Origin of the sequence: Pandoraea sp. SD6-2 (assembly GCF_000389825.1) — a bacterium.
Taxonomy (GTDB): domain Bacteria; phylum Pseudomonadota; class Gammaproteobacteria; order Burkholderiales; family Burkholderiaceae; genus Pandoraea; species Pandoraea communis.
Genome location: NZ_KB944457.1, coordinates 180,399 through 205,938 on the forward strand (window position 1 = coordinate 180,399; position 25,540 = coordinate 205,938).

Below are 25,540 nucleotides of genomic sequence, written 5' to 3' on the forward strand. Positions count from 1 at the left end.
CTCGCCGGGGTGTTTCGCCAACGCGGTTACACGGTGCGGGCGAAACCGTCGAACGGGCGGAAATGCCCATCGGCCGGCGCCGCCGCGTCGGCACGCAGACGCGCTTCGGCGTCGAGCCCGGTCAACCCGCGATAGTAGAGATTCACGGTGATGGACGCCGAGTAGCGGAAGATTTCCGAGAGTGTGAGGTGCGCATGCTGGGCCGACGTGAACATCAGATACGGCGACTCCGCTTCGATCAACCCCGCGACCTGATGCAGCCCATGGCGGTGCAGCACCTCCGCGAGTTCGTCGCGGCTGCGGTGCGTGTTCGCGTCGGTGGCCGGGTATATCATGCGCAGCAACACGAGCGGATGCTCGGCACAGGCCAGCGACAGCGCCTGTACGACAGCGTGGCTGTCGAGCGCCGTAGCCACAGAGTCACCTTCGGGACGATGCTGCGGAAAGAGTTGCTCAAGGGTCAGCGTCATGACGACTCCAATAAAAAAGCTGCGAGACAATCACAGCGGACTTCATAGTGTAAGCACCTGTGAGTCGCCAATATACGATGTTCTACGAATACTTGCGTTGCACGCGCAGCAACGATTACCAAATATTTCACCACCGCACGCGAAGCGCCGTTACGCGCGCGTGCCACATGTTCTACCGCTTCTGCGTTACATAGTGTTACGTCATGTCCTTGCCGGGAGCGCTTGACGACAACGCATAGCAATCCAATGGAAAAGATCGCCGGCCTGCATCCTGGGTCATTGCGCGACGGCGCGACTGTTTTCATGCGTGATTTTCGTCGCCGGGATGTCTGTGTTCCGGCGCGTGCCAGACGCGATTGCCGGAGCATTCTGTACAGCGGCCGGCGATCGCTTGATGGTATGATTTTTGCCGACGCAGATAAGACTCATATTCCATGCGATATCCCGACCAGATGTCCGACACGCTAGCGGTTGCCGTCGCGCAAGCCGACCACGTCATGCGCCATTGGCAATACGATGTCGATGGCACCGTGCCAATTGGTTCGGACTCCCATAAACGCATGTTCTGCCGCATGCTGCTCGAGTCCCACAACCCTTACAAGCCCTCGGTCATCGACTGGCCGACGCTGCCACCCGACGCACTCAAACGCCTGACCGCCCTGCCTATCTGGGACATTGCCGTACAGACCGAAGGCCGCGCGTCGATTCGCGTGGCGACGTACGCCGCGACGATTCAGGACCCGCTGCTGCGCGAGGCGCTCGTCATGGACGGCGAGGAAGAGGCACGCCACAAGGTTGTGCTCTCCAAGCTGGTCGAAGCGTACGGCATCGAACTCGCTCCCGAACCGCCCTACCCGCCGCCCAAGGACGCTGAATGGGCATGGATGAAAACGGGCTTCAGCGAGTGCATCGACAGCTTCGTCGCCTTCGGCCTGTTCCGTTCGGCCCAGCGCTCCGGCTACTTCCCCGAAGCCCTCGTCGAGACGTTCGAGCCCGTCATTCAGGAAGAAGCCCGGCACATCCTGTTCTTTGCGAACTGGGTGGCGTGGCACCGGCGCAGTCTGCCTGTCTGGAAGCGGCCGTGGTTCTACGCGCGCGTGGCAGCCGTCTGGGTCACCTTGATCTGGGATCGCATGGCGATCGCACGCGGCATCGATACCGACGGTGTGGCCCGTGACGCCAACTTTCCGGCGACCGGCACTGCCGACATCGGCGAGTCGCTCAAGCCCCGCGACCTGATTGTTCTGTGCCTGGAGGAAGATGCAAGACGCATGGATGGCTACGACAAGCGCCTGTTGCGCCCGACCTTCGTGCCGAAGCTCGCCCGGATTGCGCTTCGCTTCATGAAGTCCTGAGCGGCACGTCTGTCGTACCGATGAAAAAAAGCCGTCCCGAGTTTCTCACTCGGGACGGCTTTTGATTTTGCTGCGACAGCCAGCGAACGCTTAGCTGCCTTGGCTGACGTTCAACTCGCCGGCGGCGCGGGCACGGGCCAGTTCCTGCTTCACGTCGGTGCGCGACATGCTCGAGCCTTGCGAGGCGACGACCGGGTAATCGATGTCGTTTTGGGCCATAAGGCCTTCAGCACGCGCCTGAGCCAGTTGGGCCTTCACTTCCGTGCGGCTCATGGCCGGACCCGAAGCGACATACACCGGATAATCGGCGTCGCCGTGCGGGATCACGCCTTGTGCGCGGGCTTGAGCCAGATCGGCCAGCACGTCGGCACGCGTGAGCGGCTGACCTTGCGAGGCGACTTGAGGATAGTTGTTGCCATTTTCTGCTGCGTTGCTGGCAACGGCACCGAGCGAAGCCACGGCGGCGATAAGGGCGATTGCGATGTTCTTGGTGTTCATTTTCTTAACTCCTGTCTAGTTGCGACGACTTTGTTTTGCATTGCGCCGTCGATGTAAGGAAGTCTAGAACTCGCCGCCCCGATGAAAAACGCGATATTTGTCGAGGAACTATTGCGTCGTTCGACGGGAATCGATCGCACCAGACCGGTGCATTCGATCATGACAAACGCCGCTTCTCCCCCGTTTCACTGAGGGAAAAAGCGGCGTGACAGAAGAAAGAAACGGAGGCGGGACGGCTCAGTCCGTGAGCGACGCGCCAAGGGCGTCGAGCAGAAGCCGGGTGCCGCGCTCGCGCGAACCCGCGTCGTCGTAGCCGTCCAGAAATGCGCCTTGTTCGGTCATGACGAGAAGCGTGCCGCCGTCGTGCGCGCGTAGATCGACCGTCGCGAGCGATACGGAGATCTTGCGGGTATCGAGGTGCATTTCGTAGGCATAGACAAGCCGCGTATCGGGCACGACATCGAAATACGTGGCGTCGAACGTCGACACCATGCCCCCGGCCCACCGCCCGCTCACGCGCTCGCGACCACCGGGCCGGGCATCCATCGATCGCTCCAGCACCGTGAGACCGTCGCTGCGGGCGAACCAACGGTCCTTGGCTTCGCGGTCGGTCAGTGCACGGAAGACCCGTGCGGGAGATGCGGGATACTGACGCTCGATGCGAAAGGTCGCATGCACGACGCTACGTTGCGCTGGCGCCCCGACCTCGCGCATAACCTCGCGACCGAGCTTGTCCAACGTCTGTGCCCAGCCAGCGCTGGCGCCTTCGGGCATCCAGGCATAGGCGGGATCGTGAACGGTGTAGCGTTGCTCGACGTCCAGCCGCGTGCCTTGCGCTACGTCCGTGAAGGACGCCGTCGTGAGCGCGCCGAACAGCGCCACCCCCTTGGCGTCGGTCACTTCCATGTCGATCACGAGACGTCCGGGGGCGTCGATCTCGACGAAGCGCCCGCGAATCCAGTGCGCGTCACCTTCGGGCGACTGCATCATCAGTTCGAAAGCACCGCCCACTTGGGCGTCGATCCTGGCTTCGGGTACGGTGTAGCCAGCCGGGCAAAACCAGCGCTTCACCGCCTCGGTGGTTGTCCAGGCGCGAAATACCGTTTCCCGCGTGGTGGCATATGTCCGGCCAACCGTCAGCGGGCGCGGCTGCGCCGCAGACGCTGCGGCTTCACTTGCTGTCCTCATGAAATGCTCCTTCGGGGGGCAGGCTGGCCAGATACTCGCCCAAACGGTCGAGATGACCTTCCCACTCATGACGGCGCTGGTTGATCCATCGCTCGGCAAGACTCAGCGCCTGGGGTTCGATCCGGCACGTGCGCACACGGCCGGCCTTCTCCGTTCGCACCAGCCCCGCGCTTTCGAGCACGGTCAGGTGCTGCATGACCGCCTGCAACGACATCGCCAGCGGCTGCGCGAGCGCACTGACCGACGCCGGCCCCTGCGCCAGCCGCGCAAGCATTGCGCGGCGCGACGCATCGGCCAGTGCCTGAAAAGTCAGATCGAGGGCGTTGTCATGGTCAAGCATGTGCTTGAGTATAGACGTCAAAAAAACTAAAGCAAGAACTTTAGTATCGACGCGTCAAGTGATGATGTGGTGATCGCGCGCGCGCACGCGGGCCGTGTGCTGGCGGTGAAGGATTTCGCTCAGCGACTGCTCGATCGTCTCGGACATGGCGTCGAGCGCGAGGTCGTTCGGCTCGAGCCCGAACGGCTCTTCGATTTCAGCGCTGACCGCTTCGAGCGCGAAGAAAGTGTACGAGATGAAAGCCACGATCACCGGGGTCATCGGGCCGATGGAGTCGACCAGCCCGAACGGCAGCAACAGGCTGTAGAGATAGGTCACGCGGTGCAGGATCACGCCGTAGGTGAACGGAATCGGTGTAGTGGCGATCCGCTCGCAGCCGCCGATGGCATCGCCCAGACGATCCAGATGCATTTCCATGACCTGCGCGAGCGGTGCGTCGATCTGCCCGCGCACGCGGCGCTCCCGCAGCCATTCCCCCGCCATGAGCAGGATCGTGATCGGCTTGAACTGCTTACGCGCGAGGCACGCCACCTCTTCCTTGCCGAGCAGCCGTTCGAAGTCGGCGTGGGGGTCGGTGCCGCGCAACTGATGGCGCATGCTGTGCACGAAAGCGATGAGATAAGAGACGAAGCGTGGCGAATCCGAGGCATCGGACACCAACGTCATCGACTGACGGGCCAATGCACGCGTTTCGTTGAGTACGCTGCCCCAGAGCATGCGGGCTTCCCAGTAGCGGGCGTAGCTCGTGGTGTTGCGAAAACCGAGAAAGATCGCGAGCGTTATGCCGATCAGCGAGAACGGGATAAACGTGAGCGGGATCTTCCATTCGAAGATGCGCCCATGGGCGAGTGTGACAACTATCGAAATGATCGTGGTGAAAATGAGCTGCGGAGCGATCTTGGGCAAGATCGAGCCGCGCACGACGAAAAGCATGCGCAGCCAGTGCAGATTGGGTCGAACGATCATGGCAACAAAGGCGCTCGCAAGCGCGGAAAGGCAGGCTGTGGGGGGAAGCCGCTGCGGCGGGATGATACGCCCATATTGATGGGTTTGAAATGGTTGCAACCGATTGCAACATCGCTATCCGGCGCTCGCAGGGATAGTGAGAATGCCAATACGCCGTCTTGGCGTAGATAAGGGCTAAGGGCCAAAACAACGATCATGAACGTCGCGCACCCCACTTCTCGCATTCCATCCGCGATGGCGCCCCGCAAGACTCGCGGACTGGCCGCCATCGCGTTGCTCGCCGGACTCGCGGGCGTCATCGGCAGTTTGTCGGGCTGTGTGGTAGAACCGCCACGGCCAGCCCCCGCTGCGCGTGTCATCGTGGAGCCCGATCCGCATACCGTGGCCATCCAACGTCGCGAGCAGATCGACCGCCGCATCGGCAACGAATCGCGCGATATCGACAATCATGTGAATCTGGGCTATTACCCGCCACCGCGCGGTTATGAATTACACCGCCGTCTGGACGCCATTGCGCAGGAAACCCGCGACATGGCAGCGCAACACGGAAGCGGCCTGTCGGGCGACGAGCAACGTGTGCTCAATCAGGAACTCGACCAGTTGCACCGTCTGATCGCCGGTTGACGTGACGACGCGCCGCCTCGTAGGCGCTCGGCGACGAACCTCCGCAAAAGAGAACGCCCGCCGGCCGCAAAGCCGACGGGCGTTTGTCCGTCTCGCCGGACGGGAACTACTTCACATCCAGCGCCTGGGCCAGCGTCACCGGATCCTGGAAGATGCTCGAGAAGTCGAGCGCCCCATGGCCGTTGGCCCGATGCACCTCGAAGATGCGGCGAGCCAGATCGCCAAGCGGCGTCGCCACGTCGCTGGCTTCGGCCGCTCCGTGGGCCAGGCGCAAGTCCTTCGCCATCAGATCGGTCGCAAACCCCCCCGTGTATCCGCGTGACGACGCCGCGTTCTCCATCACGCCCGGACACGGGTTGTAGACCTCCAGTGTCCAGTTGCGTCCGGAGCTTTGCTGCATGACCGCCGAGAGCACCTTCGGATCGAGCCCATTGGCGATGCCCAGACGCAACGCCTCGCTTGTGCCGGCCATCAGGATGCCCAGCAGCATGTTGTTGCAAAGCTTGAGCGTCTGCCCGGCGCCAAGCGGGCCGCCATGATGGATGGCACGTCCCATGTTGCCGAGCAGCGGCCGCATGCGCTCGACGAGCGCCGCGTCGCCGCCCACCATGAAGGTGAGCGTGCCGGCCGCCGCGCCCGCCGTGCCGCCGGAAACCGGCGCATCGAGCAGCAGCGTGCCCGGGCGGGCGAGTTTGGCCAACTGACGGGGAATCTCCGGCGGCACCGTGCTGCTGTCGATCAGCACGGCGTCCGACGCAGCATTCGCGAGTACCCCTTGCGGGCCGTCGTATGCCGCGAGCACATGCTCACCGGCGGGCAGCATCGTGATAACCACCTGCGCGTCGCGCACGGCATCGGCAATCGACGTCGCGGCGCGGCCACCGGCCGCCGCCAGCCGCGCCACTGCCCCACCGGACAAATCGAAGCCGCACACCGCATGCCCCGCCTTGACCAGATTGGCCGCCATCGGGCCGCCCATATTGCCGAGGCCGATGAACGCGACGCGCAACGTTCCTGATTGAGTTTCCGTAGCCATCGTCTGTCTCCGAAATCCGTAGGAAAGGCGTGTTACTTGAGTGTGATCGTCGTGTTCACGCCCGACGGGCCGGTACCACGCGCTTGCCAGCGCGCCGTCACGGTCTTGGTCTGCGTCCAGAACAGAATGGCTTGCTTGCCGTTCGGCCCCAGATCGCCGAGCTTCGAGCCGCGCGAGCCGGTGAAGCTGAACCAGGCGACCGGCACCGGAATCGGCAGGTTGATCCCGACCTGACCGACATCGATCTCGTTCTGGAACTGACGCGCCGCGCCGCCGTCCTGCGTGAACAGCGCCACACCGTTGCCGTTCGGGTTCGCGTTGACAAAGGCAATCGCTTCATCGAGCGTATCGACCCCTGTCATGCACAGCACCGGTCCGAAAATCTCGTCGCGGTAAATCGACATGTCGGCCGTCACGCCATCGAAAATGGTCGGACCGACGAAATTGCCTTCCGGTGCTTCCTTGACCGAGTGACCGCGACCGTCGAGCAGCAGCTTCGCGCCCTCTTCCACACCGGCGCCGATGAGTTTCTCGATGCGGGCACGGGCCGGCTTCGACACCACCGGGCCGAGATCCGCGTGGCGATCGGTACCCGGGCCCACCTTGAGCGCACGTGCGCGCTCCACCAACTCGGGCACCCACTCGCGCGCCTCGCCCACGAGCACCGCGACAGACGTTGCCATGCAACGCTGGCCCGCCGCGCCGAACGCTGCCCCCAGCAAATGATTGATGGCCTGCTCGCGATCCGCGTCGGGCAGGATCACGCAGTGGTTCTTCGCGCCCATCATCGCCTGACAACGCTTGCCCGCATCCGAAGCGCGACGATAGATATGCGTGCCGACGTGCGTCGAACCGATGAACGATATGGCCTTGATATCCGGGTGATCGCAAATGGCGTTGGCAATGTCCGGGCCGCCATGCACGACGTTAAGCACTCCCGGCGGCAGACCGGCTTCCAGCGCCAGTTCGGCCAGACGCAGCGATGCGCTCGGGTCTTGCTCCGACGGCTTGAGCACGAACGTGTTGCCCGTTGCCACCGCGAGCGGAAACATGAAACACGGCAGCATCACGGGGAAGTTGAAAGCGGTGATACCCGCGCATACGCCCAGCGGTTCGATCAGCGTGTAGACGTCGACGCCACCGGCGGCATTCTGTGCGTACTCGCCCAATTGCAGCGACGCAATGGCGCATGCGTGTTCGACGACTTCGAGGCCGCGCCCCACTTCGCCCTCGGCGTCGGGCAGCGTCTTGCCGTGCTCGCGTGTGATCAGTCCGGCGAGTTCGCCCGTGTGATCGCGCAGCAGTTGCTGAAAGCGCAGCATCACGCGCATGCGGTTCGCTTGCGACGTATTGCGCCAGCTTTTGTAAGCCGCCTTGGACGACGCCACGGCCGCGTTGAGTTCTTCGGTTGTCGCAAACGGCACGCGGGCGACAACTTCCTGTGTGGCCGGGTTCACAACGTCGCGCCATTGCGAGGTCTTCGACTCGACGCGTTTGCCGTCGATGAGCAGCGGAAGGGTAGGTAAGGACATGACAGGCTCTCCAGATCGAAACGAATGCAAGAATTCGGGGCTTGCGCCACTTCGGGGTTCGGGCGATGGCGGGCTGCGGCAAGTGGGCACGCAGCGCCGCCGGCAATTACAAGATAGGCAATCGGGGCCAGGACTGCGCCATGGCGATCAGCCGGCGCTCACTTCGCTGCGGTGTTCGCCTTTACGAGTGAACAGGTCGATTTCGACAACGGTTGGAAGGCTTCGGTCGCGGGCACGGTGGCAACCTTGGTGTAGTAGTCCCACGGGCCTTTCGACTCGGCGGGCGACTTCACACGGAACAGGTACATGTCGTGAATCACGCGGCCGTCCGGACGAATGGACGCGTTGTGCATGATCGGGTCCCGGATCGGCATCTCGCGCATTTTCTGCGCGACCACCTTCGCCTCCACGCTCTTCGTCGCCGCCACCGCACGCAGGTAGTGCAGCACGCTCGAATACACGCCCGCCTGCACCATCGTCGGCTTCAGATCCTTGTATTTTTTCTGGAAGCGGGCCGACCAAACGCGCGACGCGTCGTCGAAGTCCCAGTAGAAGCCGTCGGTAAACAACAGGCCCTGTGCCGTGTTCAGACCCAGCGCATGAACGTCCGAGAGGAACACCAGCAGCGCCGCGAGCTTCTGCCCGCGTTGCACGATGCCGAATTCACGCGCCTGCTTGAGCACATTGACCGTGTCCTGGCCACCGTTGGCGAGCGCCACGACCTGTGCCTTCGAGCTTTGCGCCTGCAACAGGAACGACGCATAGTCGGAGGCATTGAGCGGATGCCGCGACTGGCCCATCACGGTGCCGCCGAGCGTCTTCACGATATCGGCGGCGTCCTTCTCCAGCGAGTGCCCGAACGCATAGTCGACGGTGATGAAATACCACGACTTGCCGCCGTCGCCGACCACGGCGCGCGCGGTTGCCGCCGACTGGGAGTAGGTGTCGAACATCCAGTGAAAGCCCGTGGGCGAGCAGTCTTCGTTCGTCAGACGCGTGGTCGCCGGGCCTGAGAACAGCGCGACGCGCTGCTTGTCCATCGCGAGTTTCTGTACGGCGAGCGCGGCGGCCGAGTTCGTCAGATCGGCAATCGCGTCGACGTTGTCACGGTCGAACCACTCGCGCGCCTTGTTGGCGGCAACATCGGCCTTGTTCTGGTTGTCGGCCGAGACCAGATCGATCTTCATGCCCTTGCATTCGGCCGCCAGACAATCGTCAATGGCCATCTGCGCCGCCACGACCGACCCGCCGCCCCCCATCGCGGAATAGGTGCCCGACATGTCGGTCAGCACACCCACCCTCACCGGACGGTTCGGCAACTCCGCCATCCCCGATACCGACGTCAACCCCAAGCCCGCGCCAAGTCCCAGCGCGAGCAGCCACGGCTTCATCTTCATCGCTTTGTCTCCTTCAGATCCCTTCAGGTCTCTTATGCTTTCGTCGCCGTCGTCTATGCGCGGCGCTCATAAATTGTATTTGTGCGAATTTGCTTTACATAGCGAAAATCTGCATCTACTTTGTGCATAAATACACATAGGAGATCGAGCGATGGCACGCACCTTAACGGCACGGCAGTCGGGTATCGTCGGCGTTTCGAGCGCGGAGCCACGTCCCGACTGGGACGATCTTCGGTACTTTCTGGAGGTGGCGCGCACGCAGCGGGTGAGTGCTGCGGCGCAGCGTCTGGGGGTCGATCACACCACGGTGTCGCGGCGTGTCCGGGCGCTGGAGCAGTCGCTCGGCACGTTGTTGTTCGACAAATCTCGCAACGCGGGCTTCGCTCTGACGCCGGAAGGTCAGCAACTCCTCGTTCACGCTGAGCAGATGGAGACGGCGGTGCAATCGGCCTGCGAGCAAGTCGCGGGTTTGGGACAAACGCTCTCGGGCCATGTCCGCATCGGGTCGACGGAAGCGTTCGGCACGTATTTCGTCACGCCCGTGCTCTCACGCTTCCAGCGCGAATATCCCGCCATCGACTTCGACGTGTTACCGGTGCCTCGCTTCGTGAGTCTCTCGAAACGCGAAGCCGATCTGGCGATCACCATCGAACGTCCGCAACGCGGCCCGTATGTGTGCAGCAAGCTGTGCGACTACCGCTTGCAGTTGTACGCGACGCCCGGCTATCTCAAGCGATACGGCGAGGTCACGACGTTCGCGGATCTGAGCGGACGCCGGTTCATCAGCTATGTCGACGAACTCAGCTTCAGCAACGAGTTGCGCTATCTGGAAGACGTCGTGCCGGGGTGCCACGTCGTGCTGCGCAGCACGAGCGTCATTGCGCAATATCAGGCCGCGTTGCAGGGCGAGGCACTGGCGATCCTGCCTTGCTTCATGGCGGCGCAGGACGCCCGGCTGGTGCCGTTGCTCGTCGACGACGTGGCGGTCACACGCAGCTTCTGGATCTACTGCCACGAGGAATTGCGCACGCTAAAGCGCATTACGGTGCTGTGGGACTATCTGCGCGACGCCGCACACCGCAACGACGCCCTGTTGCAAGGCACGACCGGGCAGTTGCACTTGATCTGATCAACGAACCTTGCGCTGTTCGGCGTCGATCACGGGGGGAATGGCGCAGCGCATCACTTCGATGAAGCGGCGCAGACGTGCCGGGTAGTACTTCGCATACGGATAGATGATGTACATCGGCAACGGCGTCGAGCGCCATTGCGGCACAAGCTGGATCAGACGCCCCTGCGCCACGTCCTCGGCCATCACCCATGCGGAGCAGATCCCCACCCCGAGCCCGCGTATTGCGGCACTGCGCAACGCATAGAGATTGTCCGTACTCATGCGCGGGTCGAATGCGACGCGGGCCGCCTCGCGGGTTGTCTCATGCGTGAGCGTGATCTCGTTGCGATAGAACGTCGAGAGCGAAAGCCATGGCAACGACGCCAGATCCGACGGGTGCGCAGGGAGCGGGCGCCCCGCCAGCAATTCGGGTGACGCCACGACGATTCGCGGCACGTCGGTCAACGTGATCGCCACATTCGACGGGTCTCGCAGTTCCCCCACGTGGATCGCGCAGTCGAGCCCTTCCGCAATGAAATCGGGCTCATCGTCGCGCAGGAACCAGTGCACCTTGACCCCGACATAGCGCTCGAGAAAGTCAGCAAGCGGCCCAACCATCATTTCCTGACCAAACGCGTGCGGGACGAGCACGCGCAAGGTGCCCTCCGGGTCGTCGCCCGTGCCGCGCAGATCGGCTTCGAACGCCTCCCAGCTCGTGACCAACTCCTTCGCTCGCGCGAAGCAGCGCTCGCCGTCTTCGGTGAGCTTCATGCGGTGCGTCGACCGCTGGAGCAGTCGGAGCCCCAGCGAACGCTCAAGCATCTGCAAACGCCGGCTGACGGTCGGCTGCGTGGTGCCGAGCCGCACTGCCGCCGCCGACAGACTGCCGGCCTCGACGATGCGCACAAACGTCTGCATCAACTCGACGCGGTCGGCGCCTCCGCCCCGGCTGGCGGCAGAGTCGGTCGTAGCGGACGGGGGTTCGAGGGGCTCTGTCATACGCATCACGTATAAATGTTGTACGGATTATAGGCCTACCGCTGCACCGCACCAAGCGGGACACTACGCCCATACTTTTGCTACCGGAGTCCCCCTGATGAGTTCCGCTCAAACAAGTGATGTGGCCGGCCAGAACGGCACGGCTCAGGCCGCTGTCCGGCCTCAGCCCGAATTGTCCGCCCGGCTGATCCTGTTACTGGCCACCGGCACCGGCCTGACGGTTGCCTCGCTGTACTACGCTCAGCCGATGCTCGGCATCATGACCGACGACATCCACGCGGCCAACACGACCGTCGGCTGGGTGCCCACGCTCACCCAGCTTGGCTACGCGCTTGGCATTCTGCTGCTGGTGCCGCTTGGCGACATCATCGATCGGCGTCGTATCGTGCTGGTCAAGGGCGCGATTCTCACGCTCGCGCTGCTGCTGGCTGCCTTCGCGCCGGGCATCGGCACGCTGCTCGCCGCGAGTCTGGCCATCGGCCTGACGGCGACGATGGCGCAAGACATCGTGCCTGCGGCGGCCGCGCTCGCTCCCGAATCGATCCGGGGCCGGGTGGTCGGCACGGTGATGACCGGGTTGTTGCTGGGCATTCTGCTCTCGCGGGTCGTGTCGGGTTTCGTCGCGCAGAACTTCGGCTGGCGCGCGATGTACGTCGTCGCCGCCATCAGCGTGGCCGGCTTTGGTGTCGTGGCATGGCGCGGTCTGCCGTCGTTCCATCCGACGACGCAGATGACTTATCGCCAGTTAATCGGCTCGGTGGCCAGCCTGTGGCGGCGTCATCCGGCGTTGCGCCGTGCCGCTGTGGCGCAGGGCTTGCTGTCGGTCGGGTTCAGTGCCTTCTGGTCGACGCTGGCGGTGATGCTTCACGAAGCGCCGTTCCATCTGGGGGCTGCTGCGGCGGGCGCCTTCGGTCTGGCAGGTGCCGCCGGTGCACTTGGTGCGCCGTTGGCCGGGCGTATTGCCGATCGTCGCGGGCCGCAGATCGTGACGCGTCTCGGTGCGGGTCTGGTGGCCGTCTCGTTTGCAGCGATGCTGCTCGCCCCCATGCTCGGCGCGCACGCTCAGTTGTGGTTGATCGGCCTGGCCGCCATCGGTTTCGATCTGGGGGTGCAGGTGGCGCTCGTATCGCATCAGACCATCGTGTACGGCATCGAGCCCGCCGCCCGCAGCCGTCTGAACGCGGTGCTCTTCGTCGGCGTGTTCATCGGCATGTCGATAGGCGCAGCGCTCGGCGCTCAGGCACTGGCGCACTGGGGTTGGACGGGCGTTGCATCGCTCGCCACGCTTGCCGCCATCGGAGCACTCGTGGTGCGGATGTGGCCGGGCACAGTCTCGGCTCACTGACACACATCGACAGATAACACGGCGCAACGACAAAGGCCGCCTCCCTCGGGAGGCGGCCTTTTCGTTTCACGCAAACGCGCGACGGGAAGCCATCGCCAATGCTATTGCCGTGACTCGGCCGCCTTGGCGGCGCACGCTTTCGCGCGCTCATACAGCGCATCGGTATCGATGCCGTCGAGCGTCAGACCGAATCGCTCACGTAAGAGCTGCGCGAGTTGCGCGCCCGATGCGATATCGGTTTCCGCCACGAGTTCGCCTTGTGCGGAGCGCTCCGTGAGCATTGTGTTGAGCAAGGCGATCCGTCCCTGCGGCAGCACACGGCATGCGATGAGTTGATTCAGGAAGATCGAGTCCGGCGCACTCGACGTGTACCAATTGCCCAGCTTGTAATCGATCCATTCGGCGGGCTTCGGCGTAAAACGATACACAGGCAGCCACCGCTGTGCCGAGCGCACGCTCAAACGATACTCGCTGGGCGGCGCGCCATCGTCCGCACCGACCGCCTCCAACTGAAACGTTTCCAGCAAGGTCGATTGCGGTTGTGTCGATTGCAGGCGCAGCGGCGCCGTGAGGGTCACGGAGCCGAAGCCTACATCGGCCAGCCAAGCCTCGCCGTCCAGATCGACACGCAACAACATGTGCGTCAGCGGCGCTTCCGCATCGAACGAACGTCCCCACGCAACGCGCCCGATCAACGGCGTCACGGCGAAACCCAGATGCGTCAGCGCGTTGGCGAACAAGGCGTTCTGCTCGAAGCAGTAGCCGCCGCGCCCCCCGTCGAGCAACTTGGCGACGACCGACGGCAGATCGACCTCGACCGGCCGGCCGCAAATCGGATCGAGGTTTTCGAAGGGGATCGCCAAAGGATGCAGCGAGTGCACCGCGCGCAGAACATCGAGCGTGGCTTCACGCGGGCCGGTATAGCCAATGCGCCGGAAATAGCGCTCTGGATCGAAGGGATGAGACATGCCAGACTTCCTCGTTTGGGGATACGGACATACGCAAAGCACATACGTTAGCGCATTCGCTGCCTCCTTGCGCGTTCCCCCGGTAACAGCGGGGTATCCCGAAGAATGCGCACGGGGGAATACGCAACCCGCCAATTTCGGCAGGGACACGCGCCCGAAGCATCCTCGTATGCTTACGCCGTCGCGCCGCGTGCGCCCCTTTGCCCTCGATAGGCTCTCATGACCGACACGACAACCCCGGGAACCGCAGCGATCACGGTAGCCTGCCAGTGCGGCAGCGTCTCGATGACACTCACCGGCAAGCCCGCCGCACGCGCCTTGTGCCACTGCAACGCCTGCCGCGACTTTTACGGTACGCCGGTGCTGGCGGCGACCGCCTGGGCGCCGTCGCAAGTGGCGATCGCGGGCGCCACGCACACGTTTTCGCATCCGTCGCGCAAGTTGTCGCGACGCTTCTGCGCCGCGTGCGGCGAGACCCTTCATGGCACCAATCGTTTGGAGATGTACGTCGTGCCGAATGCACGACTCGCGCGGGCACACGACACCAGGCTGCCCGCCGACCTGCAACCGACGATGCACCTGTTCTATCGTCATCGCGTATTGGACGTGCAGGACGATTTACCCAAATACCTCGACGGTTGGGACGGGCCGCTCTACGGGCAATGAGAGAGGATGGCATCGACGGTCATCGCCACATACTGCGATGACCGTTCGCAGGGGGACGTGCCCTCAGTCGCTCGGTTCGCAGAAGCGGATACGATTATTGAACGGATCGGTCACCGTCATTTGTTTGCCCCAGTCGAGCGCCTCGATGCCGGGATTCATATTGGGATAGCGCTTGCCGGACAGATCGCGCTGATACGCCTCGACGCCGCGCATGAAGACGAACGTCGTCGCACCGGGACTCGCGTCGCCGAAATGGCCTGACAGGTGCAATGTCATCCCCGCGCGCGAAACCTGACAGTACAGGGGCATACCTTCGGCGAAGCGGTGCTCCCAATCGATCTGAAAACCCAGAAAGTCCACATAGAATTCGCGTGCCTTCGCTTCGTCGAAGATGCGGTGAATCGGCGCGACGGTGTCGAAGACGATCCCGTCCGCCGGGGCAGACGCGAGTTTGGCGGCGAGCACGTTCCAGTCCGCGAAGCCGAACTGCGCGGCGACGGATTCCAGAGCTTGCGCGTGGGAAATGTCGATGCCCTCGCGCGCGAGACGCTCGCGCAACGACTTGGCCATGATCTTGGCGTCGAGATAGGTTCGCATGTTTACCATCCTTGCTAGTGTTCGGTGGCGACGAATTCGATCAGTGCTCGCGTTGCTGATGCGCGTCGCCTGATGAACGGGACGGACATGCGACTCCTGCGATGCTTTCACCGATCCCGGACACGGGTGCGAGCGGCAGGCAACATCGGCCTGCGGCGATTCTAGCAGCATTCTGCGTACGCCAGAAAGCAGACCGGCAATGCCGAAATGCGATAGCACCGCGCCGAATTTCGTATTGGCCGCCGTCGCACCGCGCCGGTATAGTGGCGCTCGTTGGCTGGCCATGCGCCGGCCTCTGTTATCCGGAGTCTCCCTTTCATGATCGACGCCGCGCGCGTAACGCAAGCGCTGGCCGAGCGCCACCTCCGCCCCGATCTTCGTCAACGCGAGACCATCGCCGCACTTGCCCGGCTGACGGACACAAGCACGAGCCGAGCCGCCGTCGACGGCGTGTATTGCTACGGTCCGCCCGGGCGCGGCAAAAGCCTCGTCGTCGACGCGGCCTTCGCCATCGCCGTGTGCGAAAAGCGGCGTGTGCACTTTCACGAATTCCTGCGCGACATACACCGCCAACTCGTGCGCGAACCAAAATGCGACGACCGGCTCGCCGCCGTCGCCAACCGATGGCTGGAAGGCGTTGAACTGCTTTGCTTCGACGAGTTTCACGTCCACGACATCGCCGATGCCTTCCTGATCGGTCGCTTTCTCGACATGGCACTCGCACGCGGCGTACGGCTGGTGCTGACGTCGAACTACGCGCCACAACAGTTACTGCCCGATCCCGAGTTTCACGAACGTTTCGAACCGACCATCGCGGTGATTCTGCAACGCTTCGCGATCATCCATTTCGACGGCGCCACCGATTACCGCCTGGGCGGTGAAGCGGCACGGTTGCCGCGCTGGATCGCACCGCTGGAATATGCCCGCGACGTCTTGCCTGCGCGTTACATCGAGTTGGAGGGGATGCCCGCATCGGCGCCGTCGGAGGTGGCGCTGGCGGGCCGCACCCTGGCTGCACGAAGCGCAGGAAACCGTGTGCTTTGGGCAAGTTTCGACGACCTGTGCGTCGCTCATCGTTCGCATCTGGATTACCTCGCGCTCGCGGAGCACTGGCAATCGCTGATCGTCGACGACCTGCACGTCGAACGTCTGCAACGCCCCGATACGCTGCAACGATTCCTGTGGCTGATCGACATCTGCTACGACCGTCGACGCACGCTGCTGATCGCCTCGGACGCACCACTCATTCCTGCGCTCGACGCCCTGAGCGACTGGCGCGATCTGTCACGCACGATCAGCCGTCTGGCAGAGATGGGATCGCTCGATTACGAGCGTCGCACGCTCGTTCGTCCACGCTGACACGCTGACAATCGCCTCGATGCACAAGCCGAATCCGCTGCTTGCTGCCTTCGATGGTATCTGCAAGACTGGCAGTTTCGCCCAGTCACCGATATTTCGCCATGCCACTCTCCACGCTCGCAATTTTCGCTACTGCCGCCCTGATCGGTGGCCTGATCCCCGGCCCCACCACGCTGCTCGCGCTCGCGAACGGCATTTCGGGTAACTGGCGCGTGGTGATCGTGGGGATGTGCGGCGCAGCACTCTCCGACATGCTGGTCGTCGCTGCGGTGGGCGCGGGACTCGGCGCACTGCTCATGGCGTCGGCGTCGTTATTTGCGACGGTCAAATGGGTTGGTGTCGCCTATCTTGTCTGGCTTGCTGTTCAATTGTGGCGCCATCATCCACAGGATCTCAGCCAAGTGCGCATCAAGTCGGATCTGAGCGCACGACGCGTCTTCCTGCGCAGCTTCGGTGTCGCGTTGACCAATCCGAAGATCCTGCTGTTTTTCACGGCATTTCTGCCGCAGTTCGTCGATACGTCGATGCCGCTCGTGCCGCAGTATGCCGTGCTGGCCATCGTTTCGGCCGCCGTCGACATCGTGGTGATGACGCTCTATGCCACCGGTGGCGTGCAGGCCGCACGCCTGATGACGGCACGCGGCCTGCGACGCCTGAACCGCGTGTGTGCCGTTGTCATGTTCACGCTCGCTGGCGGGCTCGCCCTCTATCGGAAGGGCGGCAATTGATCGTCGAAGGTAACCGGTCCCGAATGTGCAACGCGTCTGTGTAGTCGCGAAACGCTTCGGATGTGGGCGTGCCGACGACCGACCAGAGCCCTCGCCACCCCGGCAGGATATCGACATAGCGCAGCAACTGACCTTGTACCTTGTTCGCGGTGTCAGTGGCAAATTCGTTGAAGCGCAAGTCTGCGGCGGCTTGCGTTCGCTTGGCAAGTTCGGTGACGACAATGTGGGTCACGCCGAGTCACCCAATCAGTACCGCCAAAGCAATGAGATGCGGGAAATACGACAACCGTCGGATCACGATACGAACTGGCTCAGCCGGAGGATGAACGCTATGGTGCGGGTATCCTGCGCCGGATGCAGGGTAGTGCGGCCGGCGGCCATTGGGTTCGGTGCCCCCCCTGGCCGCCGGATCAACCTGCGAATGGCGCCCGTCCGCCCTCGCTTTTTACCAGTGGTAGCGATATCCCACCTGGCCGTACACGTTGCGACGATAGTCGCCACCCAGGTTGCGCGCGTACTTCACGCTCGCGTACAGCGACGATGTGCGGCCCAAGGTCGCTGCCATGCCGGCGCTCAGTTCGTACCACGTCTTCGCGAGACGACTGTCGAAGGTCGCGCCAGCGACGCTGGTCTGCCCCGGTGACAGGAAGTCGTGCACGACGTCGAAAGTCAGATAGGGAGACGCCGAACCGATGCCCGCGACGTTCGCCAGATCTGGCGCACCCAGCTTGAAGCCGACGCGACCGCGCAACGCATTCGTCGTATTGCCCGACACGCCGGACACGCTGTCACTGAAGCCGTTCAGGTGCAAATACTGATAAGCCAATTGCGCCTGCGGCTCGATGGTGACGCCCGAGCCCAGAATCGCGAATGGATGCCCGATCTCGCCCGAGAGCGCTGCACCGAAGCCGTTTTGGGTCGCCCCGATACCGCCCGCGTCACTATATTTGTTGCGGTAGTGCGAGACCTGCGTGGTCACATCGACGTACGCCCCTTGCGGCAGAATGCGCGTCCAGTACGCGCCCACCGACTGCGCCTGCATGGTGACCGACCCGGTCGCGGCGGAGAGCGTCGGGTCGAGCGTGCGGGCACTGTCCGAGAATGACGCCGACGCCGTACCGAAGGTCGCCGTCAACCCCGCGTGGGCGCTGCCGCCCATGCCCGAGGCGTCCGTGGCCAAACGCCAATCCCGCCCGAATTGCGCTGCAAACATGCGTTCGTCGGCGTTGAAGCGGCTCGACATATCGGCGTCCATCGTCTTGCCGAATACGCGCCCCCATACGCCGTTGGCGCTGCGGCTGCCACCTTCCCCTGCGTCGCCGCGCAGGCTACCCATGCGCTCCTGGAAACGGCCGAGCGTCGTGTAACCAAAGTCCGTGACGAGTTGCGGCGTCATGGCATAGGCTACGGCCGCCGCGCGGTACGCCGTTGCGCCCGAGCCGTACGACGTTGACAGATACCAACTTGCGGTGCCCGCCGCAGCACTCTCGCGCAGGAGGTATTGATAGGCCCCCGCTTGCACCGGTGCAGCAAGCCTGAATGCGCCCGCCGCCGACGTTCCATTGACCTGCACGAGCTGGATGCCGGCGCCCGTCGTGGCTACGCCTGCGCCAGTGATGTTGACCTTGAGCGCAGTGGTACCGCTGGCGTTTCCATTAATCAAGAGCTTGTCCGAGGCCACCGATGAGCCGTCGTTCGCGATGGATGCATTCAGCAACGCCGTTCCGTTGTTGCCGACGTAGTCGCCAGCAATCGTGAACGTACCCGTGCTACCGGACGCCGCGCCCGGCGATGCGCTTCCGACGGCGATCATGCCCGCGTTCGTCACGCTGCCGAGCGTGCCGCCATAGCCCGCCAGCGTGGCGCCCGCGGCCACTGTCGCCAGACCGGATCCGAGTGTTGCGTTTCGGTGTGAAGCGTCGCCCACGATCACCGTCGCCCCGCTCGCTATCGCGGTCGTGCCCGCGTAGGAACTGGCGCCATTCAGAGCGATGGTGCCAGCACCAAGACTCACGGCCGAGAAATTCGAGATCGCGCCGTTGTAGCTGAATGCGTTGCCGGTGCCTGGCGTGATAGTCAACGTGCTGGTGCCGGTGCCGCCCGACACATCGCCGTTCACGACGGCAGAGCCGCCGAGAATTTGCAGTGTGCTGTTGCCGCTGCCCAGATCGACCGCCTTGCCGTTCTGATCGGCGGTGATCGTCCCGTAGTTGATGACGGTCGCGTCGTTCGCGCCGGTGTTGACGACGGCCGCCGTCGCACCGCCGCCTTCGAGCACGCCGCTCGCCTGGTTGACGACAGTCACGGTGAACGCATTGCGGCTGCCGGTCACGGCGATGGCCGAGTCGCTCTGGCCGCGAATGAGGCCGCTATTGACGATAGTCGAATTGGCGTAGATGCCTTGCGGGGTGATGGGCAGCTTGGTGATCGGGTCCTTGTCGACACCGGCGAGCGTAATGCCTCGGCCCACACCGCCCGCAGTGTTCTCGCCGATGATGGTGCCACTGTTGACGATCGTGCCGCCGCCGGCGGTCACACCTTCGCTCACGTCGTTAAACGCCTTTGCGCCACGAATCGTGCCCGAGTTGGTGATGTTGACGAGGCCGTCGACGTCCACGCCATCGCCATCGCCAGTCACCCCATTGCCGACGATCGAGCCCGCATTGTTGATCGTGACGACTTCGTTGGCGTTGAAGCCGTCGATGTTGATCCCTGAGCCGTTCATGCCCTGGATCGTGCCGCCGGCGTTGTTCGTGACGGAGAGTGTGAATGTACCGTCGGTCGCGGTGTTGGCTCCCCCCGTGATGCCGTGGCGTGCGCCCTGAATCAGACCCGTACCCGAGTTGACGACGACGACGCCGGTGTTCGTTTGCGCATCGACACCGTCGCTGCTGCTGGTGCTGCCTGGATTGTTGGTCGAGCGGATGATACCGGCGTTGTTGATGACGCCGTTGACGCCGGGGCGAACGGCATCGGCTTCGTTTGCCTGGATGACACCGCCCGCGAAGTTGTTCAGGACGTTGGTGCCAGTCGTGATCGCGTTGAAGTCGATCGCCTGGTTGCCTTGAGCGGAGTTGTTCGTCGAGGTCAGCGTGCCGTAGTTGTTGAACACGACGTTGCTGTTCGCCTTATTCATCTGGATGACGTCGGCGTCGAACGTGGTCATGCTCGCTCCGACACCATTGGTCACCGTGAGGCTAAGACCACCCGTGTTGTCGCGGATGGCGCGGCCGGTGCCCGTCATATTGATCGTGCCGTTATTGACGAGTGTGGCGTTGCCCGTGATGGAGACACCGATGGTGCTGCCGGCGACCGAGAGCAGGCCGCCGCTCTGGATCGTGCCGGACTGCCCGCTGGACAGGATCTGCCCTGCATTGCTTGTCAGGCCGTTGGTGATGATGAAGCTGGCGGCGAAGGCGTGTTGTTCGGCAAAAAGCGCGATGACGCCAGCCAAAATGGCAAGTGGTTTCATATACCCCGATGTCCTCTTTGGAACTTGTTCGAAGCCGCAGAGTATTCACCGTGCCGATGACATGAATATGAATTATAAGCAATCCTTTCTTTTTTTTATGCTTTGGATAACAAATCATGTGTATCTGAGACACCTCCAGCGCACAGGCAATTGCGCCGGTAGCGGTGACCGCCACCGCCACCGGCGCGGCTATGTGCGCATGGACGACAACGAGACGTTCGACACAGTCACCTGGATCGTCGACAATCGGCGAACGAACATCAGATAACGACTGTCATCCACGCCAACAACCATGAAAATTACGTCCCCTGTCGCGCTTGTTACCGGTTCGACTTCTGGCATCGGCGCTGCCATCGCCCGGCGGCTCTCAAGCGAAGGATTCTCAGTTGTCTTGCATTCGCGCAGTTCAGCGGGAACAGGTCAAGCATTGGCTCGCGAACTCGGTTCAGCTATCTACGTACAGGCTGACCTGGCTGACGATGCGGACAGGGTACGGCTTATCCGTGAAGCCGTCGCCACATGGGGACGACTCGACGTTCTGGTCAACAATGCGGGGATCAGCCGGGTCATCCCTCATGCAGATCTGGCTGCAGCTACACCAGCGGTGTGGGCGGAACTGCATGAGGTTAATGTGGTCGCTCCGTTTCGTTTGATAGCCGAGGCGGAATCTGCATTACGTGACGCAGTTCAACATGGACGCCCAGGTTGCGTGATCAACGTTAGCTCGCATGCGGGTGTTCGGCCAAAGGGCGCATCAATCCCTTACGCGGCTACAAAGGCCGCACTAAACCACATGACTCGCCTGCTGGCAGTATCGCTTGCGCCCGATATCCGGGTAAATGCTGTTGCTCCCGGACTGGTAGATACACCACTGACCGCAGACTGGACGCAGGCACAGGAGCTTTGGAAGACGAGGGCGCCAATGCGGCGGTCAGCTAGTCCGGAAGACATTGCTCAGGCTGTCATGATGCTGGTCGCCTCAGACTATCTAACTGGAGAAATTTTGCTGTCGGATGGCGGGTTGAATCTCACGTAGTAAGGCGCATCCCAGCTTCGATCTTCTGAATTCGTCCAGTTGCAGCCGTTCAGCCAATAGCGAATACTGCACTTTTCCTGAAAACACGGGGGTAGTCCCCCCGGCAAGTACCATCTCGACCTGCCTGAACTCGTGGATATCGCTGACGCCCCAGGGATCGACATGGTTGAACTCGTCAACCTATACCACCAGCGAATTTGACCTGCCCCGTGAAGGGACGTGGATGGGATAACTGATCACATAACTATTATATTTTTCTCTTCTCGTTATCCCGCAGGGTGCGAAGCAGGAGATTACGGAGCTCTCGAATTTCTCGCCGCAACAAATGCAAGTGGCTGCAACCCAATTCCCGCAGACGCGCAGCGTTGAGTCGAAAGCGGCAGATCCGGCGCGTGCGATCAGAACGAATAATGCTCAGGGTGGCCTAGCGATCCTGCGGTGCCATGCCCCGTATCTCCGATGCGAACACGCGGTGCCTCTCGGTATCCACAGGTTTATGCGTGACAACCGACGTTGGCGGATGACCCGACACGTTGTTCCCATTCCTCCAGTCGTGCGCAGGCCGTATGGGACGAGGGGCAAAGCCGCCGCCGCAATTCGGACAGACGTTCTCCAGGATAGCGTCAACACACGTTGTACAGAACGTACATTCGAAGCTGCAGATGCGCGCCTGCGTCGACTCGGGAGGTAATGCCTCTTCGCAATGTTCGCAGCTCGGCCTTAGTTGCAACATGAGGTGCTCTCCTCGTGAATGTGGACTCAGCGCCATCGTAAGGTCATGAAAATTCCCCGACAAGCGCCCTGCCTGCCATTCTTAAGTCAACCTCTGCCAATACTGCAAATATCGAGTCGGCTCATTGGAGGACGAACAAACAAAGCAACGGGCAAACCAGCGAATCTGGAGCTTCGTCGACGGGTCTGAGCATAATGAGCGGTGGGCGCGCACTGGAAATCAAAGGATGTAGCACGCGTCGCGGCGGCGCATCGATGTGTCAACGCGACGATCATCACGCGACCGCTGAATGCTCTCTCCCTCGGCAGCGGCGTCGTTTCGAGAAATACCTTGACAGCCTCGGTATATAACCGTACTGTGCATTCAGAAATATTCAAGAAGCTTGATTGCTGATCATCACTTTTCTGCGTGTTCTGCGCAGTATTCGCTGTCCTCTCCTACTCCTTGAAGTTTTCCTCGCTCCGCAATGGGGCTATCGATTTATTTTCAAGGAATTATTATGGATACCGGTACCGTTAAGTGGTTCAACGATAGCAAGGGCTTCGGTTTCATCACGCCTGACGCTGGTGGCGACGACCTGTTCGCTCACTTCTCCGAAGTTCGAGGCGATGGTTTCAAGACGCTCGCTGAAAACCAGAAGGTGACGTACGAAACGAAGCGTGGCCCGAAGGGTATGCAAGCAGCAAACATTACCCCGCAGTAACGCAGTTCAAGGGCCGGTTCGCCGGCCCTTTACTTGTCTGGCATCCTCTCTCGGCGCTTAACGCTCCCGATCTGATCGCACCGTTTTCGTGCGCTCCGTTTGCCCTCTCGACAAGCTCACTCCCGCTCCCATATCCGTGTTCGGTCGCCTGTATGGCATGTGCCATACGTGCTTCGCTCGCTTTTCGCTAGCGCATTGCTCGCGCTTCGCCCATGAAAAATAATAACTATCATCATCAGTACAACGGGTATTCCGTCTCCCCTTCGGCATATCGATTGCCCGACGGCTGGTTTGCCGCCAATTTGCTGCTTGTGCGTAGCGATGCCGCTAACACCGAGTCCACCTCTTACGCATTCCATGCGCTCGAATATTTCGAAGACGAAATGCAAGCGTTGGGGCATGCATCGACTTGGGCACGCGACTGGATCGACAATCGCGGCTAACTTGCCGTCTGGCACTTTCATGCTTGGCAGATAAATGGGTTCTTGGCAAAGCCCGTAGTGGTGGGTTTGTCGGCCCCGAAGCAGGTAGGTCGTTCCACCTGCTGGCAGATCATCACGCAAAGACTTCGGGCACACTCACCGGCGCGCCCGAGCGCCGTTGCGCGAAACGTCCGAACAGCGCCACGTCAATTCGGTCTGCGCTCTTCAGACTGCACGACGCGCTCAAGATCGACATGGTTGAGCTCGTCGACCTTTACGAGCGAAGAATTTGACCTGCCCCGTCTAGAGACTGGGATGGGATAACAGAACACATAATTATTATATTTTTCTCTTCTCGTTATCCCGCAGCGCCGGACCAGCACGACGACCACAGTCGGGATCGTCGCAACCACCGGTTGAGATACGTCCTTAGATAGATTGGCTGCAAACCTAGACCGAGATTTCCGCGTATTTCGTGGTGTTACATCCGGTCGGTGCGAACGGTGGGGGTACTTCTGGTACTGGTCGAGGCCAAAATCACCGTACGTCAGAGTGATTGACGAGCTGATCCACGATACACAACAATAGGCAACCATAAAGGGGACATCGTTGGAACTCATGCAAGTCCCCAACGCGTATGACGACGGAATGGGGATCGTCGATCATTCGCATCGCGGTCCGTGCGCTTTCAAACCGTCCCCCAAATGTCTCGTCGACGTGTGCCGAAACCGCCACCGCTTACAGAGCACCAAAAGCAACGACTCCGCATCCTTGATGCCTGCTCTTCGAAACGCCGTAATCAATGCTAATTACGCGAGAGCCAAGGAGCACGCAGCAGATATTCAATCACTCCTGCGCGCCACCGGACATGAGACCCGCCTCATGCAGGCTAAAAACTGGCTCTTCGAATCTGCGATGCAAGCCGGTGAGCTCAAGGTCGCGGAACTCGGTTTTACTGGGATACGGCAAAAGACCTCGCCGCAGACCAAGGTATATGCAGAAGCGACCGCGCTACTTGCTGTGTGTCTGCTGAGGCAGCGCCGACTTCCGGACGCGGAGCCTTTAATTGCTGAGGTTTTGGCAAGTACCAGCATCCGAGATCTAAATCGTCGACGACGTTTTCTCGCGCATGTCACTCAACGATTCGAGCAAGAGAGCTTTGTCGAGGCAATCCGAAATCTGGACCCATGCAAACTCGACTTCGAGGCAATTCATGACGAGGCATCCCATCTCGTCAGAACCAAGACGGACGACGAAATCTATGCCGATATTGGGAGAGCACTTCCACCGGAGGTTGTAGCATTTGTGCGCAAGGTTGACCTGACAACGAGGCGTCAGTTGACCGTGACCGAGATCAAGTATTTGCCGCCCAGCGCGAATCTCGAAAAGAAGTCTGAACTTGGGAAGTCGTTCTTCTCGTCTCTCAAGCTCGTCGTATAGCGATCACTGTGCGATCCAGCCAGTGAAATATACAAGGCTTGGTACTCTCAAGGGATGAGCGCCTTTCTTTCCAAGAAGTACTACGCGCTTGCGGTAACCTCGGTGCTCGCCGACATCGGTTTCGGCATCAAGGCAATCGCCGTTTCGGTAACCGCACTGTTGATCAAACTGGGCTTGGAGGTTTATTGCGATCGCTATAAGCCCGCAGACATTCTCGTGCCTCCGGGCAGCAAGAGCTAATCTAGGTTTCGGGCGACCAAGAAAGCCCCAACACCGCCTGAAATCGGACCAAATGGAATCTCAAAAAGCGCCTGCGATGGGAATCGATCCCAAGGCGCTTATCCCGGAATCGCACCCACCGACAAAACGCGCAAATTGCCAAGATCTCCCAACCCCGCTTAGAATGCCGGTCTTCGCGGGCGTCGTATAATGGCAATACCCTAGCTTCCCAAGCTAGAGCCGTGGGTTCGATTCCCATCGCCCGCTCCAACACCCTCTCTGTTATTTCTCCGCTAGATTGTTCTGCCACTGGCGTCACGCCGACGCCTTGTGCTT

General features: G+C 61.8%; 26 protein-coding genes and 1 tRNA gene. 13 read left to right on the plus strand and 14 right to left on the minus strand.

Features of this window, described 5'->3' with window-relative positions; genetic code table 11:
- Nucleotides 1–26: 26 nt before the first annotated feature.
- Complete coding sequence (locus C266_RS24045; RefSeq protein ID WP_010805182.1) at nt 27–470, minus strand: hypothetical protein; 444 nt, start codon at nt 468–470, stop codon at nt 27–29.
- Between the two features lie 452 nt (nt 471–922).
- On the opposite strand from C266_RS24045, the gene C266_RS24050 reads away from it, so the two are divergent.
- A complete protein-coding gene (locus tag C266_RS24050) occupies nt 923–1,825 on the plus strand; it encodes a hypothetical protein (RefSeq protein WP_010805183.1) in 903 nt (300 codons plus the stop codon).
- A gap of 90 nt (nt 1,826–1,915) precedes the next feature.
- Here C266_RS24050 and C266_RS24055 read toward each other — a convergent pair whose 3' ends face one another.
- From C266_RS24055 to C266_RS24070, 4 genes are all read right to left on the minus strand, one after another.
- A complete protein-coding gene (locus C266_RS24055; protein ID WP_010805184.1) occupies nt 1,916–2,323 on the minus strand; it encodes a DUF4148 domain-containing protein in 408 nt (135 codons plus the stop codon).
- A gap of 237 nt (nt 2,324–2,560) precedes the next feature.
- Nucleotides 2,561–3,511, minus strand: a complete 951-nt coding sequence (locus C266_RS24060) for an SRPBCC family protein (RefSeq protein ID WP_010805185.1) — start codon at nt 3,509–3,511, stop codon at nt 2,561–2,563.
- Nucleotides 3,495–3,851 carry a helix-turn-helix transcriptional regulator gene (locus tag C266_RS24065; RefSeq protein ID WP_010805186.1) on the minus strand — a complete coding sequence of 119 codons (357 nt, stop codon included), beginning with the start codon at nt 3,849–3,851 and terminating at the stop codon, nt 3,495–3,497. The genes C266_RS24060 and C266_RS24065 overlap by 17 nt, the downstream gene beginning before the upstream one ends.
- A 54-nt stretch (nt 3,852–3,905) precedes the next feature.
- Nucleotides 3,906–4,817, minus strand: coding sequence for a bestrophin family protein (locus C266_RS24070; protein WP_010805187.1), 912 nt, complete (start codon nt 4,815–4,817; stop codon nt 3,906–3,908).
- A gap of 234 nt (nt 4,818–5,051) precedes the next feature.
- On the opposite strand from C266_RS24070, the gene C266_RS24075 reads away from it, so the two are divergent.
- On the plus strand, nt 5,052–5,441 hold the full coding sequence (locus C266_RS24075; RefSeq protein ID WP_010805188.1) for a hypothetical protein: 390 nt from the start codon (nt 5,052–5,054) through the stop codon (nt 5,439–5,441).
- Nucleotides 5,442–5,547: 106 nt separating this feature from the next.
- Here the strand turns inward: C266_RS24075 and mmsB are convergent, their stop codons facing one another.
- From mmsB to C266_RS24090, 3 genes are all read right to left on the minus strand, one after another.
- Nucleotides 5,548–6,477 (minus strand): 3-hydroxyisobutyrate dehydrogenase, encoded by a 930-nt coding sequence (mmsB, locus tag C266_RS24080; protein WP_010805189.1) that lies wholly within the window; start codon nt 6,475–6,477, stop codon nt 5,548–5,550.
- 32 nt (nt 6,478–6,509) lie between these two features.
- Nucleotides 6,510–8,009 (minus strand): CoA-acylating methylmalonate-semialdehyde dehydrogenase, encoded by a 1,500-nt coding sequence (locus C266_RS24085; protein ID WP_010805190.1) that lies wholly within the window; start codon nt 8,007–8,009, stop codon nt 6,510–6,512.
- Between the two features lie 158 nt (nt 8,010–8,167).
- Nucleotides 8,168–9,406, minus strand: a complete 1,239-nt coding sequence (locus C266_RS24090) for an ABC transporter substrate-binding protein (RefSeq protein ID WP_010805191.1) — start codon at nt 9,404–9,406, stop codon at nt 8,168–8,170.
- A 151-nt stretch (nt 9,407–9,557) separates the two neighbouring features.
- On the opposite strand from C266_RS24090, the gene C266_RS24095 reads away from it, so the two are divergent.
- Nucleotides 9,558–10,535, plus strand: a complete 978-nt coding sequence (locus tag C266_RS24095) for a LysR family transcriptional regulator (RefSeq protein WP_010805192.1) — start codon at nt 9,558–9,560, stop codon at nt 10,533–10,535.
- Here the strand turns inward: C266_RS24095 and C266_RS24100 are convergent, their stop codons facing one another.
- A complete protein-coding gene (locus tag C266_RS24100) occupies nt 10,536–11,516 on the minus strand; it encodes a LysR family transcriptional regulator (RefSeq protein ID WP_081636393.1) in 981 nt (326 codons plus the stop codon).
- 97 nt (nt 11,517–11,613) lie between these two features.
- Between C266_RS24100 and C266_RS24105 the strand changes: the two genes are divergently transcribed.
- The gene (locus C266_RS24105) at nt 11,614–12,861 is read left to right on the plus strand and encodes an MFS transporter (protein ID WP_010805194.1); all 1,248 of its coding nucleotides are present in this window, start codon (nt 11,614–11,616) and stop codon (nt 12,859–12,861) included.
- A gap of 101 nt (nt 12,862–12,962) precedes the next feature.
- Here the strand turns inward: C266_RS24105 and C266_RS24110 are convergent, their stop codons facing one another.
- Entirely contained in the window at nt 12,963–13,829 is an 867-nt protein-coding gene (locus tag C266_RS24110; protein WP_010805195.1) for an arylamine N-acetyltransferase, read from the minus strand.
- Nucleotides 13,830–14,048: 219 nt separating this feature from the next.
- On the opposite strand from C266_RS24110, the gene C266_RS24115 reads away from it, so the two are divergent.
- Complete coding sequence (locus tag C266_RS24115; protein WP_010805196.1) at nt 14,049–14,495, plus strand: GFA family protein; 447 nt, start codon at nt 14,049–14,051, stop codon at nt 14,493–14,495.
- A 63-nt stretch (nt 14,496–14,558) separates the two neighbouring features.
- On the opposite strand, the gene C266_RS28480 is transcribed toward C266_RS24115, so the two are convergent.
- Entirely contained in the window at nt 14,559–15,455 is an 897-nt protein-coding gene (locus C266_RS28480; RefSeq protein WP_371257183.1) for a glyoxalase superfamily protein, read from the minus strand.
- On the opposite strand from C266_RS28480, the gene zapE reads away from it, so the two are divergent.
- Both zapE and C266_RS24130 read left to right on the plus strand, forming a co-directional pair.
- On the plus strand, nt 15,411–16,451 hold the full coding sequence (gene zapE, locus C266_RS24125) for a cell division protein ZapE (protein WP_010805198.1): 1,041 nt from the start codon (nt 15,411–15,413) through the stop codon (nt 16,449–16,451). The genes C266_RS28480 and zapE overlap by 45 nt on opposite strands.
- Nucleotides 16,452–16,552: 101 nt before the next feature.
- A complete protein-coding gene (locus tag C266_RS24130) occupies nt 16,553–17,179 on the plus strand; it encodes a LysE family translocator (RefSeq protein ID WP_010805199.1) in 627 nt (208 codons plus the stop codon).
- A gap of 445 nt (nt 17,180–17,624) precedes the next feature.
- On the opposite strand, the gene C266_RS26460 is transcribed toward C266_RS24130, so the two are convergent.
- Nucleotides 17,625–20,651 carry an autotransporter outer membrane beta-barrel domain-containing protein gene (locus C266_RS26460; protein WP_010805200.1) on the minus strand — a complete coding sequence of 1,009 codons (3,027 nt, stop codon included), beginning with the start codon at nt 20,649–20,651 and terminating at the stop codon, nt 17,625–17,627.
- A 292-nt stretch (nt 20,652–20,943) separates the two neighbouring features.
- Between C266_RS26460 and C266_RS27090 the strand changes: the two genes are divergently transcribed.
- Complete coding sequence (locus C266_RS27090) at nt 20,944–21,687, plus strand: SDR family NAD(P)-dependent oxidoreductase (RefSeq protein ID WP_010805201.1); 744 nt, start codon at nt 20,944–20,946, stop codon at nt 21,685–21,687.
- Nucleotides 21,688–22,111: 424 nt separating this feature from the next.
- On the opposite strand, the gene C266_RS27095 is transcribed toward C266_RS27090, so the two are convergent.
- The gene (locus C266_RS27095; RefSeq protein WP_081636394.1) at nt 22,112–22,420 is read right to left on the minus strand and encodes a DUF1272 domain-containing protein; all 309 of its coding nucleotides are present in this window, start codon (nt 22,418–22,420) and stop codon (nt 22,112–22,114) included.
- A gap of 499 nt (nt 22,421–22,919) precedes the next feature.
- Between C266_RS27095 and C266_RS24140 the strand changes: the two genes are divergently transcribed.
- Together C266_RS24140 and C266_RS24145 are read left to right on the plus strand one after the other, a co-directional pair.
- Nucleotides 22,920–23,123 (plus strand): cold-shock protein, encoded by a 204-nt coding sequence (locus tag C266_RS24140; RefSeq protein ID WP_010805203.1) that lies wholly within the window; start codon nt 22,920–22,922, stop codon nt 23,121–23,123.
- A 212-nt stretch (nt 23,124–23,335) separates the two neighbouring features.
- Nucleotides 23,336–23,566 carry a hypothetical protein gene (locus C266_RS24145; protein WP_010805204.1) on the plus strand — a complete coding sequence of 77 codons (231 nt, stop codon included), beginning with the start codon at nt 23,336–23,338 and terminating at the stop codon, nt 23,564–23,566.
- Between the two features lie 112 nt (nt 23,567–23,678).
- Here C266_RS24145 and C266_RS28275 read toward each other — a convergent pair whose 3' ends face one another.
- Nucleotides 23,679–23,801 carry a hypothetical protein gene (locus tag C266_RS28275; RefSeq protein ID WP_256380708.1) on the minus strand — a complete coding sequence of 41 codons (123 nt, stop codon included), beginning with the start codon at nt 23,799–23,801 and terminating at the stop codon, nt 23,679–23,681.
- Nucleotides 23,802–24,154: 353 nt separating this feature from the next.
- Between C266_RS28275 and C266_RS24150 the strand changes: the two genes are divergently transcribed.
- The 3 genes from C266_RS24150 to C266_RS24160 all read left to right on the plus strand — a co-directional run bounded on the left by C266_RS24150 (nt 24,155) and on the right by C266_RS24160 (nt 25,474).
- Nucleotides 24,155–24,985, plus strand: a complete 831-nt coding sequence (locus C266_RS24150) for a hypothetical protein (RefSeq protein ID WP_144265916.1) — start codon at nt 24,155–24,157, stop codon at nt 24,983–24,985.
- A 54-nt stretch (nt 24,986–25,039) separates the two neighbouring features.
- Nucleotides 25,040–25,225, plus strand: coding sequence for a hypothetical protein (locus C266_RS24155; protein WP_010805206.1), 186 nt, complete (start codon nt 25,040–25,042; stop codon nt 25,223–25,225).
- 175 nt (nt 25,226–25,400) lie between these two features.
- Nucleotides 25,401–25,474: transfer RNA gene (locus C266_RS24160), tRNA-Gly, on the plus strand.
- Nucleotides 25,475–25,540: the final 66 nt, after the last annotated feature.

What these genes read in the sequence shown, in the direction of transcription:
- C266_RS24090 (WP_010805191.1), bottom strand. Translation starts at nt 9,406, where the DNA reads ATGAAGATGAAGCCGTGGCTGCTCGCGCTGGGACTTGGCGCGGGCTTG.
- C266_RS24140 (WP_010805203.1), top strand. Translation starts at nt 22,920, where the DNA reads ATGGATACCGGTACCGTTAAGTGGTTCAACGATAGCAAGGGCTTCGGT.
- C266_RS24070 (WP_010805187.1), bottom strand. Translation starts at nt 4,817, where the DNA reads ATGATCGTTCGACCCAATCTGCACTGGCTGCGCATGCTTTTCGTCGTG.
- C266_RS24145 (WP_010805204.1), top strand. Translation starts at nt 23,336, where the DNA reads ATGAAAAATAATAACTATCATCATCAGTACAACGGGTATTCCGTCTCC.
- C266_RS24095 (WP_010805192.1), top strand. Translation starts at nt 9,558, where the DNA reads ATGGCACGCACCTTAACGGCACGGCAGTCGGGTATCGTCGGCGTTTCG.
- C266_RS24050 (WP_010805183.1), top strand. Translation starts at nt 923, where the DNA reads ATGTCCGACACGCTAGCGGTTGCCGTCGCGCAAGCCGACCACGTCATG.
- C266_RS27090 (WP_010805201.1), top strand. Translation starts at nt 20,944, where the DNA reads ATGAAAATTACGTCCCCTGTCGCGCTTGTTACCGGTTCGACTTCTGGC.
- mmsB (WP_010805189.1), bottom strand. Translation starts at nt 6,477, where the DNA reads ATGGCTACGGAAACTCAATCAGGAACGTTGCGCGTCGCGTTCATCGGC.
- zapE (WP_010805198.1), top strand. Translation starts at nt 15,411, where the DNA reads ATGATCGACGCCGCGCGCGTAACGCAAGCGCTGGCCGAGCGCCACCTC.
- C266_RS24060 (WP_010805185.1), bottom strand. Translation starts at nt 3,511, where the DNA reads ATGAGGACAGCAAGTGAAGCCGCAGCGTCTGCGGCGCAGCCGCGCCCG.
- C266_RS24065 (WP_010805186.1), bottom strand. Translation starts at nt 3,851, where the DNA reads ATGCTTGACCATGACAACGCCCTCGATCTGACTTTTCAGGCACTGGCC.
- C266_RS24085 (WP_010805190.1), bottom strand. Translation starts at nt 8,009, where the DNA reads ATGTCCTTACCTACCCTTCCGCTGCTCATCGACGGCAAACGCGTCGAG.
- C266_RS27095 (WP_081636394.1), bottom strand. Translation starts at nt 22,420, where the DNA reads ATGTTGCAACTAAGGCCGAGCTGCGAACATTGCGAAGAGGCATTACCT.
- C266_RS24115 (WP_010805196.1), top strand. Translation starts at nt 14,049, where the DNA reads ATGACCGACACGACAACCCCGGGAACCGCAGCGATCACGGTAGCCTGC.
- C266_RS24110 (WP_010805195.1), bottom strand. Translation starts at nt 13,829, where the DNA reads ATGTCTCATCCCTTCGATCCAGAGCGCTATTTCCGGCGCATTGGCTAT.
- C266_RS24130 (WP_010805199.1), top strand. Translation starts at nt 16,553, where the DNA reads ATGCCACTCTCCACGCTCGCAATTTTCGCTACTGCCGCCCTGATCGGT.
- C266_RS24155 (WP_010805206.1), top strand. Translation starts at nt 25,040, where the DNA reads ATGAGCGCCTTTCTTTCCAAGAAGTACTACGCGCTTGCGGTAACCTCG.
- C266_RS26460 (WP_010805200.1), bottom strand. Translation starts at nt 20,651, where the DNA reads ATGAAACCACTTGCCATTTTGGCTGGCGTCATCGCGCTTTTTGCCGAA.
- C266_RS28275 (WP_256380708.1), bottom strand. Translation starts at nt 23,801, where the DNA reads ATGTCGATCTTGAGCGCGTCGTGCAGTCTGAAGAGCGCAGACCGAATT.
- C266_RS24045 (WP_010805182.1), bottom strand. Translation starts at nt 470, where the DNA reads ATGACGCTGACCCTTGAGCAACTCTTTCCGCAGCATCGTCCCGAAGGT.
- C266_RS24055 (WP_010805184.1), bottom strand. Translation starts at nt 2,323, where the DNA reads ATGAACACCAAGAACATCGCAATCGCCCTTATCGCCGCCGTGGCTTCG.
- C266_RS24075 (WP_010805188.1), top strand. Translation starts at nt 5,052, where the DNA reads ATGGCGCCCCGCAAGACTCGCGGACTGGCCGCCATCGCGTTGCTCGCC.
- C266_RS24105 (WP_010805194.1), top strand. Translation starts at nt 11,614, where the DNA reads ATGAGTTCCGCTCAAACAAGTGATGTGGCCGGCCAGAACGGCACGGCT.
- C266_RS24100 (WP_081636393.1), bottom strand. Translation starts at nt 11,516, where the DNA reads ATGACAGAGCCCCTCGAACCCCCGTCCGCTACGACCGACTCTGCCGCC.